Origin of the sequence: Mycobacterium sp. 134 (genome assembly GCF_048282715.1) — a bacterium.
Classification (GTDB): Bacteria; Actinomycetota; Actinomycetes; order Mycobacteriales; family Mycobacteriaceae; genus Mycobacterium; species Mycobacterium septicum.
In genome coordinates this window covers 5,652,502-5,663,635 of record NZ_JBLVUN010000008.1, presented here as the reverse complement: position 1 = coordinate 5,663,635, position 11,134 = coordinate 5,652,502, and the positions used below count along the sequence as shown (strand labels likewise).

The window sequence follows — 11,134 nt, the reverse complement described above, 5'->3', positions numbered from 1 at the left end:
GCTGCAAGGGGAGTGCGGTGACGTGATACCGAGCCTGGACTGCAGTCAATGTGTGGCCTCCCGACTTTCGATGCTCGCGACGACCTGGCTGTTAGGCGGCCTACGCAGTTCGAGCGTAAAGTTAGCCGAATAAGTGGATAGGATCAATCCACTTATGACCCCGATCACTTAAGCTGAGAGATATGACCGAGGAAACACGTCCCGTGCTGCGTAAGGACGCAGAGCGAAACCGGCAGCGGGTGCTCGATGCCGCGCGGGAACTGTTTGCCGAAAAAGGTCTTGAAGCGACGCTCAACGACGTCGCGCGATACGCGAACGTCGGGGTGGGCACGGTCTACCGGCGGTTCGCCACCAAGGAGGAGCTGCTCGAGGCCATCTTCGTGGACGGTATGGATCAGCTCACCGCATTGGCTGAAATCGCACTGCAGCAAGAAGATTCATGGCAGGGGTTCGCGTGGTACGTCGAGAGCATGTGCGAGATCACGGCTACCGACCGCGGCTTACGGGAGATCGCGTTCAGCAAATGCTATGGGGGCGACCGGGTCAAGGCCTGCCAGGAGCGGCTCGTCCCGGCGTTGACCAAACTTGTCGAGCGGGCGCAAGGCGACGGTTATCTGCGTCCGGAGGTGTCGTCCACCGACATGCCGCTCTTCGGGCTTCTGTCCGGCACCGTGAGTGAATTCGCCGGACATGTCGACGCCGACCTGTGGCGCCGGTATGTGGCCATCCTCTTGGACGGTATGCGCTACCACGACCACCAGGCGCCGATTCCGGTGAAAGCGCTCGACAGCGATGAGCTCGATGTAGCGATGCAGACGTGGGAACCCGCGGGGCCGCCTCGCTGACCGACGCCGGTACCCCACGTTTCGGAAAAGCCTGTGCGGGCACAATATCGACGTGGCTATCAAAGGTGACTCAGACCCGGGCTCGGATCCATTGTTCTGCGGTGTCGAGCTGGCCCGGCGCATCGAGAAGGCCGAGGCGGACCTGATCGCGGCGGCGACGCACGCTGCCGGGCACCGAGGCGCCGACGGGCTGGTTCTGCCCGTCGCAGGCGGGTACGCCTGTTTCGCCGAGGCGGAATCGCCGATGAACAAGGTGGTCGGCCTCGGCTTCGACGGGTTGCCCGATGAAGCGGTGCTGGGTGAGATCGAGCGGGCCTTCGCGGCCAGGGGCAGCTCCACCCGGGTCGAACTGTCCAGCCTTGCCGACCCCGAGACCACCGCGTTGTTGTCCGGCCGCGGCTATCACCTCATCGAGTTCGAGAACGTGCTGGGCAGGCCGATTCGCGACGAGCGCCCGCCGGTGACCGATGTGCGGGTGCGCCGGGCCGACGATCTCACCGCATGGGTGAACGTCGTAGTGGAGGGCTTCGCCCATCCCGATGGTGAGGGCCCGATCAGCCATGAGCAGTTCCCCGCCGACATCATCGAGCGGGCCGAGCGGGACATGGAAAAGGCCGGGGCCACCGCGTATATCGCGCTGTGCGACGGAGTCGTCGCCGGTGGCGGGATGATGCGGCTGACCGGCGCGATCGCTCAATTGGCCGGAGCCGCGACGGCGCCCGGCTACCGCCGCCGAGGGGTGCAGGCCGCGCTGTTGGCGGCACGACTGGCCGAGGCTGCCGAGGCCGGATGCGAGATCGCAGTGGTGACGACGGCGCCCGGCTCGAAGTCCCAGCACAACGTCCAGCGCCGGGGCTTCCAGCTGCTCTACACGCGGGCAATCCTGGTGAAACCGGCTGAGGCGGTTCAGTAGAGGATCTTGCGCAGGTTGTCCTCGCTGTAATACGCGTCGAGTTCTTCCTGGCTCTGATCGGGCTTGAACGCCTTCGCCATCTGCGCCACCGAGGGCACCGCCGTCGGGTTCCAGCTCTCGGGTTTCCACGTCTCAGAGCGCAGGAACGCCTTGGGGCAGTGGAAGAACACCTCCTCGACGGCGATTTCCAGTGCCAGGATCGGACGCTTGCCGTCCACCGCCATGGCATCGAAATAGTCGGCGTCGGACAGTATCCGAGCGGTGCCGTTGATCCGCAGGGTGTCACCGCGCCCGGGGATGACGAACACCGTGCCCACGTGTGGGCGCTGCAGCACGTTGAGGAAGCCGTCGACGCGCCGGTTGCCGGGCCGCTCCGGGATCGCGATCGTGGTGTCGTCGATGATCTGGACGAAACCCGGCGGATCTCCCTTTGGGGAGACGTCGACGCGGCCGTGGGCATCGGTGGTCGCCACGAAGCCCAGCGGCGACTGCTTGAGCCAGACCTGCTGAGCTTCCGACAGGCGGTCCGTCACCTTCTTGGCGACGGCTGCGGTGGGTTGCCCGACGATGGCGCGCAGCTCATCCGCGGAGGTCACTTCTCGGCGCATATCTCCATCATGCCCAAGCCGGCAACCGAATTGTCGGGTCGCCGGGTTCGGCGGCCGGTGCCCCGAGCTCAGCCCGCGTAGCGAGCGGCCAGCGTGCGCCGGTCGAGCTTGCCGATGCCGCGACGCGGCAACTCGTCGACGATGTGCACCTCTCGTGGTGCCGCGGTGGCATCGAGGGTCTGCGCCACGTGATCACGCAGCTCGGCCACATCGGGGGCCGATGAACCCGGGGCCAGCACCAGCGCGGCCACCACTCGCTGACCGAGACGTTCATCGGGGACTCCGAAGACCGCGCACTCGGCGATCGCCGGATGGCCGGCCAGTGCCGATTCGACCAGTTGTGGCAGCACCGTCAACCCGCCGGTGCTGACCGCGTCGTCGACCCGGCCCAGAACCCGCAGCACACCCGAATCATCCACGGTGCCAAGGTCATCGGTGCGGAACCAGCCGGGCTCGGCGAACGGGTCGGGGCTGATCGGGTTGCGATAGCCTCGGGCCACGGTGGCGCCGCCCAGCAGGATGCGGGCGTTGTCGATGCCCGATGTCGCCGCCGGGGCGGCTCCGATGCGCACCGAGACCCCGTCGAGCGCCACGCCGTCGTACACGCAGCCGCCCGCGGTCTCGCTCATCCCGTAGGTGCGCACCACGTTCACCCCCGCAGCCTCCGCGCGTTCGGCCACCCCGGCCGGCATCGGCCCACCGCCGATCAGAACGGCGTCGAGGTCGGCCAGCGCGTCGGCGGCGGCCGGGTCACGCAGGGACTTGTCCAACTGCACCGCCACCAGCGAGGCGTAGCGGCGTCCACTGCCCAAAGCGGCCACCGCGGTAGGCAACTCGCCTGGATCGAACGAGGCCGCGACGGTGACCGGCGCGGTGCCGGCCAGCGCGCTGCGCACCAGAACCTGCAGCCCCGCGATGTGATAGGCGGGCAGGGCGAGCAGCCACCGTCCGTCACCGCCCAGGCGCGCGTGGGTGGCGGCGGCGCTGGCCCGCAGCGCGTCGGCCGTCAGCAGCGCGCCCTTGGGTTTGCCGGTGGTGCCCGAGGTCGAGATCACCACGGCGACGTCGTCGTCGATCTCTTCCCCGGCGCGCAAAGTAGTTGTCAGCAACGAACTCTGCCGCTCGTCGTCGGCGGGGACGGGCAGGATCGCCGGCGCCCGTCCGGTGAGGACGTCGTCGAGCACTGCCAGCAACGTATCCGTCGTGGATCCGACGGTGATGGGGCGGAGGACGGCTATGCCGGGCCCCCTGGCTCTTTCGGGTCGTCCCCGTTGTTGCCGATGGGATCGTCGGCGTCGCCGGCATCCTCGGCATCGCGCGGATCGTCCAACGGCCACCCCTTGGCCGCCAGTCGCTCGCGCACCCGCTCGACGTCTTCTGCGCGGGGCAGTTCGTCGGTGATCTGGGTGATCAGCACACCGATGTCGATGTGATCGAAGTCACCGCGATCGATGAGATCCCGTGCGACGGCCTTGACTTCGTCGTTGGTCAGGCGCCGCGCCAGCAGCGCCAACAGCGGCACCCGGTCTGGTCCTGGCACCCCCTCGGGGTACCCGGCATTCAGCCAGGCCGCGATCTTCGCGAGAAAAGCGTTCACTGTGCCTACTCCTGATGCACCCGAGCGAGGTTCCTCCGGCAATACGAGTTTGAGCCGGAGGACCGCATTGATGGTAGTAGTGCCAGCCGACTCTGGCTCGCAGTGAATTTATCGGCCGCGCAGGGAACGGCAAACCCGCCCGGCGAACAAACCGGGTTGGCTAGATGAACACTGGGTGAACTCATCCGTAGCGTATCCGAATTCCCAGGTCAGCGCGGAGTTTCCGGCTGGTCAAAATCGCCAATGGTCCTACAGAATTACCGCCATGAGCGCTGAGCTGATCATTCTGGTGTTGCTGATAGCAACAGCATTGGCCTTCGATTTCACAAACGGCTTTCACGACACCGGAAACGCGATGGCGACGTCGATCGCCACCGGGGCGTTGAAGCCGAAGACCGCCGTGATCCTTGCGGGTGTCCTCAACCTGGTCGGCGCGTTCCTCTCGGTCGAGGTCGCCGTGACCGTGACCACGTCGGTGCTCAAGATCCAGGACAGCAAGACGGGGTCGCTGGTGTCGGGTATCGATGCCTCGACCGGTCTCACCATCATCTTCGCCGGCCTCATCGGCGGCATCCTCTGGAACCTCCTGACCTGGCTCTTCGGCATCCCGTCCAGCTCGTCGCATGCGCTCTTCGGCGGGCTGATCGGCGCCGGCCTGGCAGCCATCGGGTTGGCCGGGGTCAACTGGTCCGGCGTCGTTCAGAAGGTGCTCATCCCCGCGATCGCCGCTCCGTTCATCGCCTGCCTCGTCGCGGCGGCCGGAACCTGGCTGGTCTACCGCATCACCCGCAACGTGCTGAAGAAGCGTCGCGAGCAGGGTTTCCGCTGGGGCCAGATCGCCACCGCCTCGCTGGTCGCCCTGTCCCACGGCACGAATGACGCTCAGAAGACCATGGGTGTCATCGCGCTCGCCCTCATCACCACCGGTCACCTCACCGGCGATGTGAAGGAGAACGGCCTGCCGTTCTGGATCATCGCCTCCTGCGCCCTCGCCATCGGCCTCGGCACCTACATCGGCGGATGGCGCGTCATCCGCACCCTGGGCAAGGGCCTGGTCGAGATCGAGTCCCCGCAGGGCCTGGCGGCTGAAGCGTCCTCGGCCGCAATCATCCTCAGCTCCAGTGCCGCAGGTATGGCGCTGTCCACCACCCACGTCGCCACGGGCTCGATCCTCGGCAGCGGCGTCGGAAAGCCGGGCGCCGAGGTGCGCTGGGCGGTTGCCGGGCGCATGGCGATGGCATGGCTGATCACCCTGCCCGCCGCCGGTCTCGTCGGCGCGCTGGCCTTCTGGCTCTCGCACGGGGTCGAGGCGCTCACCGGGGCAGCGCTGGCCGGTGACGGCCTGATCTTCCTGATCCTGGTCGCCCTGTCCGGCTACATGTGGTGGCGCGCCCAGCAGCAGAAGGTCGACCACAAGAACGTCAACGCCGATTGGGATTCCTCCACCAACTCGGTTGTGCCCGCGGAGATCCGCGAGGCTGCCAAGCCCGCCAAGCCCAGCACTGACAAAGCCGCAGTCTGACCGGATCTGACTAAGGAATCTGCTGATGATTTATCTGGAATCCATCTTCAAGGTGCTGGTCGTGGGGCTGATCCTCGGCGCCGGCCTGCCTGCGGTGTTCGCCACAGGCCTGGTGGCCTTCTCCAACGGCGCCGGCGGTACGCACGAGGACGGCACCGTGGTGGCGCCCAACCCCGCGCTCAAGGCCCTCGGTCTGCTGCTGTTCGCCATCGTCGCGGCGGTGATCATCGTCGCGATCCTCTGGATCACCAAGACCACGATCATTCACCACTTCGGATTCAACCCCGTCCCCTTCATCCCGGGTAAGTGAGCTGACACATGACCGAATCTGCCGGCTACATGGAGAACGTGCTGACGTGGCTGCACAAGGGTTACCCCGAGGGCGTGCCGCCGAAGGACTACTTCGCACTGTTGGCGCTGCTCAAGCGTTCGCTGTCCGAGGACGAGGTGATTCAGGCCGCCCAGGCGATCCTGCGGGCCAACGACGGTGATACCCCGGTGACCGAGGACGAGATTCGCGACGCGGTCCAGTCGATCATCGAGAAGGAACCGAATCCCGAAGAGATCCAGCAGGTGGCCTCGCGGCTGGCTTCGGTCGGCTGGCCGTTGGCCACACCGGCGCGCTGACTTCACCCGAGAAATCCCCGGCCCAGTTCGATCGGGCCGGGGATTTTCATTGCCGGGTGTCGCGGCGCAGCGGATGGGTGTCGGGCACCTGGACGAAGATCAGCGTGATGCCGTCGGGGTCGGTCACGTGCATCTCGTGCAGACCCCACGGCTCTTGCGTCGCGGCCCGGGCGATCGCCACACCCCGGCCTTCGAGTTCGGCCTGGGTGGCGTAGACGTCGCGCACCTGCAGCCACAGCGCGCCGGGGAACGTCCCGGACTCCGTGGGGCTGTGGTGACCGGCCAGCTCGATCAGTGACTGGCCCGCGTAAAAGACTGTGCCCGCACCGTATTCGCGGGCGATGGCCAGACCGATCCCGTCGCGGTAGAACTCCACGGATCCCGGGTAGTCGACCGGCCGGATCAGCATCCGGCTGGCCAGGATTTCCATGTCCCTTGTCTACCACCGCCAGGCGCCGGGGTGAATCCGCGACACGGGTCAGACAGGGTGCCCAGGCATTCGGCGGGCGCGGTCGCTGGCGCGCAATCCGATTGCGAACGCGGCCTGGTCCTCGAAACTCATCGGGTTACGTCCCGTGATCTCGTGGATGCGACTCAGCCGGTGACGAACGGTGTTGGTGTGCAGGAACAGTTCGCGGGCGGTGTCGATGAGTGACCCGTTGGTGGCCAGGAAGGCCCGAAGAGTACGCACGTGCTGGGTGCCCCGGTCGTTGTCCAGGCGCTCGAGTGGGTCGATGAGTTGGTTCTTGAACGGGGCCAGCCGGCTCAGCGGCAAACCCTCGAGCAGGCTGTCGAAGGTGCTCAGTTGATCGGGTCCGATGCTCCCGCCGTGCTGCTGGGCCAGGTCGAGGGCGATGCGGGCTTGGGTGATCGCCGCCCCCAGTTCGGCGAGCGGTACGGCTGCGGCGTGCCCCGACGGCATCGAGAGTTCGGTGGCGGCCTGAGCGCGGGCGCCGGCCTCAAGAACCAGACAGACCTCGGGTGCATCGCCGACCAGGGCATCGGGAAACGCCATCGACAGCACGGCGCCGGCCCCGGCCGGCCAGGCCGAGCAGGTCAGTTCGGGCGAGCTCAGCCCCTCCCAGTCCAACAGCTGATTGAGGGCGTCGGGCAGCAGCATGCGACGTTCGATCAACGACAGCAACTGTCCGACCCGTTCGCGGGTCAGCGCGGATTCGATGTCGCGATCGCCTTGGGCGGCCTGGGCGAATCGCGCGATCAGCTGCAGCACAGCGGTTTCGGGCGGGTCGCCGCTGCCCACCCAGGCAAGGGCGCCCAGCCCGTCGACCACGGTGGTGGTGCCGGTGTCCTCGGATGCCTCATCAGGATCCAGCAGGAGGTAGCCGCCCAGCACCTCGCCTGCACGATCCAGCAGCTGCCGCACCGAATCGCGCCGCCGTTGTGACGAAAGCAGTTCGGGCATAAGCGAATTGGTGGCCCGCGCGACGGATATCTCACCGCCGACCTGGAAGTCGGCGACATAGCGGCTCACCGACGAGAACGGAACATTGGGAGGGGCGATGAGGATCGGCAGGCCGTCGCGGGCGGCCGAGGTGATCAGCGCGCCGGGGACGGTGTCGTGCACATCGCCGATGCCGAAGCACAGGCCGGCGGCCCCGGCCCGGGTCAGCGATTCGACGAATGCCGCGCAGTCCTGGGCGGTCTGCAGACTGATGCCCACTGAGCAGACCAGCTCGCCACCGTGTAGATACCGCGACGGGTCCCGCAACTCGGTGGTGTGCACCCAGCTGATCCGGCGGTCCAGGTCGCCGGTGGGTTCGTCGGGGGTGAGCAGTCCTCGGTGTGACTCGAGGAGATCGCGCAGGGTCGGTATGACGTCGCTGCGGTCCGACATGGGGTGAGCGTAACGCCGACGTCACACCCGTGTGGGCGGGCATTGTCGGATCCTCCAATGCCGTCGTGGGGAAACAGTGGGTTTGCAGCGTGTTCGCCGCGATTGCTTGGCGGTTGCACCACCGCGGCGTGATAGTTCCTGCAACCACGTCAGAGGGAGCACACGATGACTGCATCGCCGATCTCGGCGCCCGCGCACGACCCCGACGGGCCCCACGTTCTACGGCGCGAATTCTCGCTGTGGTCGGCGTTCGCCTTCGCTTTCGCGTTCATCTCGCCGATCGTCGCGCTCTACGGAATCTTCGGTCTGGCACTGGCCGCGGCCGGCCCGAGCTTCTGGTGGGGCTTCGCGCTGGTGTTCGGCGGCCAGCTGCTGGTGGCCCTGGTCTTCGCGATGCTGGTGTCCCGCTGGCCGTTGGAGGGTTCCATATATCAGTGGTCGCGGCGGCTGCTGGGCACGTCGTACGGCTGGTTCGCGGGCTGGGTGTACATGTGGACGCTGGTGATCGCGATGGCGACGGTGGCGCTGGGTGCGGCCGGGTTCGTGGCCAACATCGCCGGGGTGGAATCTCCGTCCGGGGGCCTGCGGGCCGTCATCGCGCTGATGATCCTGCTCGGCGGGACAGCGATCAACCTGATCGGCCGCGGCGCGCTCAAGGTGTTCATGACCGCCAGCATCGTGGCCGAGGTGATCGGTTCCATCGGGCTGGGCACCTGGCTGCTGGTGTTCCACCGCAACAACTCGTTGTCGGTGCTGTTCGACGGAGGCGGTCCCGGGGTGGATACCTGGAGCTACCTGAGCGGGCCGTTCCTGATCGCGGTGGCCTTCATCGGGTTCTCGTTCGTCGGGTTCGAAAGTGCGGGCGCGATCGCCGAGGAGGTGCATGAGCCGCGGCGGGATCTGCCCAAGGCGGTGCTCTTCTCGCTGGGGTTCATCGCGCTGGTGGTGGCCTACTCGAGCTTGGCGATCATCCTGGCGATCCCGGATCTCGATGCGGTGGTATCGGGTTCGGTGGCCGACCCGGTGTACGAAACTCTCACGGCGGCATTGGGACACGGCATCGCCAAACCGGTCGAGGTGCTCTTCGTGATCGGCTTCCTGGCCAGCTTCCTGGCCCTGCAGACCTCGGCCTCACGCGTGATCTGGGCCTACGCTCGCGACGGCGCACTGCCGGCCTCGGCCGCGCTGGCCCGGCTGCGCGGCAGGGCCCGGATCCCGGTGGTGGCGATCCTGGTCACCACGGTCGTCGGCGGGGCACTGTTCCTGCTCAGCATCGTGGCCGGCGACATCTATTCGCTCATGGTCAATTTCACCGCAGGCGGCTTCTATCTGGCCTTCCTGTTCCCGTTGATCGGGTTCGTGGTGGTCCTGGCCCGCCGCGGCTGGACCGACGGTGCGTTCAGCCTGGGCCGCGCCACAGTTCCCGTCGCCGCCGTGGCCGCGGTGTGGGCGATCCTGCAGACCCTCAACATCGCTTGGCCGAGGCCGGTTTTCGAGCAGCGCTACCTGGACTGGTCGGTGTGGATCGGGCTCGCGGTGCTGGGTGTGATCGGCCTGGGGATCCTGCTCAGTGTGCGCAGTCGGATCGTGAGCGCCGCTGTGATCGACGGGGCCGAGATGCTCGATGAGCGTGCCGACGTCAAGGTGGTGGCCGGTGACTGAGGCTCCTGTCGCCGTCGTCACGGGTGGGGCCAGTGGAATCGGCGCCGCCGTTGTCACCGCGCTGCGCGACCGCGGCTACGCCATCGGAACGATCGACCTCTCCGGTGAAACCCGGGCGGACCACGCTGTCTCGGCTGATGTTTCCGACGGCGTCGCGGTTGCCGGCGCGGTGGCCGAGATCCGCGCGGAGCTCGGTCCGATCGCCGCGCTGGTGACCTCGGCCGGGTACTACGAGATGGCCCCGGTGAGCCAGATCAGCGCCCAGGCCTGGCAGCGCATGCTGCGGGTGCACGTGGGCGGGCTGTTCCACGCCTCCCGGGCCTGCCTGCCCGACATGCTCGACCGGGGCTCGGGTGCGGTTGTCGCGGTGGCCAGTGAACTGGCGGTCGGTGGCGGTGACGGTGACGCCCACTACGCCGCGGCCAAGGGCGCCATCCTCGGTCTGGTGCGCAGCCTGGCCGCCGAGGTCGCCGATCGCGGCGTGCGGGTGAATGCGGTGGCTCCCGGACCGACTGACACGCCACTTCTTGCCGATGATTCCCCTTGGCGCGCAGCAGATTATCTGGCCACTCTGCCCTTGCGGCGACTGGTCACCCCGGTTGAGGTGGCGCGTTGTGTGCAGTACCTGGTGTGCGATGCCACCTTCAGCGTCGGCGACGTCGTCAACGTGAATGCGGGAGCGGTGATATGAGCTCATTGCAGGGTCGAGTCGTGCTGGTCACGGGGGCCGCGCAGGGCATGGGCGCAGCCCATGCTCGCCGGCTGGCGTCGGCGGGAGCGACGGTCGCGGTCAACGACATTCGTGCCGGTGCCGCGCTGGATGCGCTGGCTGCCGAGATCGGCGGCCTGGCTGTGCCGGGCGACGTCAGTGACCCGGTCACCTGTGTCGAGATCGCAGATGCGGTGGTGGCCGCGGCGGGCAGGCTCGACGTGCTGGTCGCCAATCATGCCTACATGACCATGGCCCCTCTGCTGGATCACGACGAGGCAGACTGGTGGCGGGTCGTGGACACGAATCTGGGCGGGACGTTCCATCTGGTGCAGGCGGTGCTGCCGCACATGCGTCGGCTCGGCGCCGGGCGCATCGTCGTGATCTCCAGCGAGTGGGGTGTCACGGGCTGGCCCGAGGCCACGGCCTACGCGGCCTCCAAGGCCGGGCTGATCTCGTTGGTCAAGACGCTGGGGCGGGAGTTGGCGCCGGAGGGGATCATCGTCAATGCGGTGGCGCCCGGGGTGACCGAGACTCCGCAGTTGCAGGTCGACGCCGATGCCGCGGGGATCGCACTGACGGATATGCATCAGCGTTACGCCGAGTCGATTCCGTTGGGGCGTATCGGTTCCGTCGACGAGATCGCGGCTGCGGTGCAGTTCCTGGCCGACTTCGAGATGTCGGCGGTCGTCGGGCAGGTGATCGCCTGTAACGGCGGGGCGACCCGGACGAGGGCGTGACGTGGTGAACGAAGGGAAACAGGTGGCAAGCCAGCCGTATGTGCGGTCGGAGTCGG

13 protein-coding genes are annotated in these 11,134 nt (G+C 67.3%); 8 read left to right on the top strand and 5 right to left on the bottom strand.

All coding sequences use genetic code 11. The features are described 5' to 3' along the window. Window positions 1–182 precede the first annotated feature (182 nt). Together ACNQVK_RS31950 and ACNQVK_RS31945 are read left to right on the top strand one after the other, a co-directional pair. Entirely contained in the window at window positions 183–845 is a 663-nt protein-coding gene (locus ACNQVK_RS31950; protein WP_418032713.1) for a TetR/AcrR family transcriptional regulator, read from the top strand. A gap of 52 nt (window positions 846–897) precedes the next feature. Next, window positions 898–1,758, top strand: a complete 861-nt coding sequence (locus ACNQVK_RS31945) for a GNAT family N-acetyltransferase (protein ID WP_418032712.1) — start codon at window positions 898–900, stop codon at window positions 1,756–1,758. Here ACNQVK_RS31945 and ACNQVK_RS31940 read toward each other — a convergent pair. The 3 genes from ACNQVK_RS31940 to ACNQVK_RS31930 all read right to left on the bottom strand — a co-directional run bounded on the left by ACNQVK_RS31940 (window position 1,752) and on the right by ACNQVK_RS31930 (window position 3,963). Next, window positions 1,752–2,366: a pyridoxamine 5'-phosphate oxidase family protein gene (locus tag ACNQVK_RS31940; protein ID WP_418032711.1), complete on the bottom strand. Its 615-nt coding sequence runs from the start codon at window positions 2,364–2,366 to the stop codon at window positions 1,752–1,754. The two genes, ACNQVK_RS31945 and ACNQVK_RS31940, sit on opposite strands and share 7 nt — an antisense overlap. 68 nt (window positions 2,367–2,434) lie before the next feature. Next, window positions 2,435–3,550 (bottom strand): o-succinylbenzoate--CoA ligase, encoded by a 1,116-nt coding sequence (menE, locus tag ACNQVK_RS31935; RefSeq protein ID WP_418032710.1) that lies wholly within the window; start codon window positions 3,548–3,550, stop codon window positions 2,435–2,437. A 50-nt stretch (window positions 3,551–3,600) separates the two neighbouring features. Continuing rightward, window positions 3,601–3,963 (bottom strand): DUF3349 domain-containing protein, encoded by a 363-nt coding sequence (locus ACNQVK_RS31930; RefSeq protein ID WP_418032709.1) that lies wholly within the window; start codon window positions 3,961–3,963, stop codon window positions 3,601–3,603. 265 nt (window positions 3,964–4,228) lie between these two features. On the opposite strand from ACNQVK_RS31930, the gene ACNQVK_RS31925 reads away from it, so the two are divergent. Genes ACNQVK_RS31925 through ACNQVK_RS31915 form a run of 3 tightly spaced genes read left to right on the top strand, consistent with a single transcriptional unit; the run spans window position 4,229 to window position 6,112 of the window. Further along, a complete protein-coding gene (locus tag ACNQVK_RS31925) occupies window positions 4,229–5,485 on the top strand; it encodes an anion permease (RefSeq protein ID WP_418032708.1) in 1,257 nt (418 codons plus the stop codon). A 25-nt stretch (window positions 5,486–5,510) separates the two neighbouring features. Next, the gene (locus tag ACNQVK_RS31920) at window positions 5,511–5,795 is read left to right on the top strand and encodes a hypothetical protein (RefSeq protein WP_409551323.1); all 285 of its coding nucleotides are present in this window, start codon (window positions 5,511–5,513) and stop codon (window positions 5,793–5,795) included. 8 nt (window positions 5,796–5,803) lie between these two features. Next, entirely contained in the window at window positions 5,804–6,112 is a 309-nt protein-coding gene (locus tag ACNQVK_RS31915) for a DUF3349 domain-containing protein (protein ID WP_409551324.1), read from the top strand. A gap of 46 nt (window positions 6,113–6,158) precedes the next feature. Here ACNQVK_RS31915 and ACNQVK_RS31910 read toward each other — a convergent pair whose 3' ends face one another. Then, window positions 6,159–6,542: a VOC family protein gene (locus tag ACNQVK_RS31910; RefSeq protein ID WP_211157488.1), complete on the bottom strand. Its 384-nt coding sequence runs from the start codon at window positions 6,540–6,542 to the stop codon at window positions 6,159–6,161. A gap of 48 nt (window positions 6,543–6,590) precedes the next feature. Further along, window positions 6,591–7,967 carry a PucR family transcriptional regulator gene (locus ACNQVK_RS31905; protein ID WP_418032707.1) on the bottom strand — a complete coding sequence of 459 codons (1,377 nt, stop codon included), beginning with the start codon at window positions 7,965–7,967 and terminating at the stop codon, window positions 6,591–6,593. A 165-nt stretch (window positions 7,968–8,132) separates the two neighbouring features. Here ACNQVK_RS31905 and ACNQVK_RS31900 point away from each other — a divergent pair, with 165 nt between their 5' ends. The 3 genes from ACNQVK_RS31900 to ACNQVK_RS31890 are packed head-to-tail and all read left to right on the top strand — an operon-like array spanning window position 8,133 to window position 11,078. Continuing rightward, window positions 8,133–9,629, top strand: coding sequence for an APC family permease (locus tag ACNQVK_RS31900; protein ID WP_418032706.1), 1,497 nt, complete (start codon window positions 8,133–8,135; stop codon window positions 9,627–9,629). Beyond that, window positions 9,592–10,320, top strand: coding sequence for an SDR family NAD(P)-dependent oxidoreductase (locus ACNQVK_RS31895; protein WP_418032705.1), 729 nt, complete (start codon window positions 9,592–9,594; stop codon window positions 10,318–10,320). The genes ACNQVK_RS31900 and ACNQVK_RS31895 overlap by 38 nt, the downstream gene beginning before the upstream one ends. Further along, window positions 10,317–11,078: an SDR family NAD(P)-dependent oxidoreductase gene (locus tag ACNQVK_RS31890; protein WP_418032704.1), complete on the top strand. Its 762-nt coding sequence runs from the start codon at window positions 10,317–10,319 to the stop codon at window positions 11,076–11,078. The genes ACNQVK_RS31895 and ACNQVK_RS31890 overlap by 4 nt, the downstream gene beginning before the upstream one ends. The last annotated feature ends 56 nt before the right edge of the window (window positions 11,079–11,134 follow it).

Coding starts and splice junctions, on each gene's coding strand:
- ACNQVK_RS31950 (WP_418032713.1), top strand. CDS start 183: ATGACCGAGGAAACACGTCCCGTGCTGCGTAAGGACGCAGAGCGAAAC.
- ACNQVK_RS31940 (WP_418032711.1), bottom strand. CDS start 2,366: ATGCGCCGAGAAGTGACCTCCGCGGATGAGCTGCGCGCCATCGTCGGG.
- ACNQVK_RS31925 (WP_418032708.1), top strand. CDS start 4,229: ATGAGCGCTGAGCTGATCATTCTGGTGTTGCTGATAGCAACAGCATTG.
- ACNQVK_RS31920 (WP_409551323.1), top strand. CDS start 5,511: ATGATTTATCTGGAATCCATCTTCAAGGTGCTGGTCGTGGGGCTGATC.
- ACNQVK_RS31915 (WP_409551324.1), top strand. CDS start 5,804: ATGACCGAATCTGCCGGCTACATGGAGAACGTGCTGACGTGGCTGCAC.
- ACNQVK_RS31910 (WP_211157488.1), bottom strand. CDS start 6,542: ATGGAAATCCTGGCCAGCCGGATGCTGATCCGGCCGGTCGACTACCCG.
- ACNQVK_RS31905 (WP_418032707.1), bottom strand. CDS start 7,967: ATGTCGGACCGCAGCGACGTCATACCGACCCTGCGCGATCTCCTCGAG.
- ACNQVK_RS31900 (WP_418032706.1), top strand. CDS start 8,133: ATGACTGCATCGCCGATCTCGGCGCCCGCGCACGACCCCGACGGGCCC.
- ACNQVK_RS31895 (WP_418032705.1), top strand. CDS start 9,592: ATGAGCGTGCCGACGTCAAGGTGGTGGCCGGTGACTGAGGCTCCTGTC.
- ACNQVK_RS31890 (WP_418032704.1), top strand. CDS start 10,317: ATGAGCTCATTGCAGGGTCGAGTCGTGCTGGTCACGGGGGCCGCGCAG.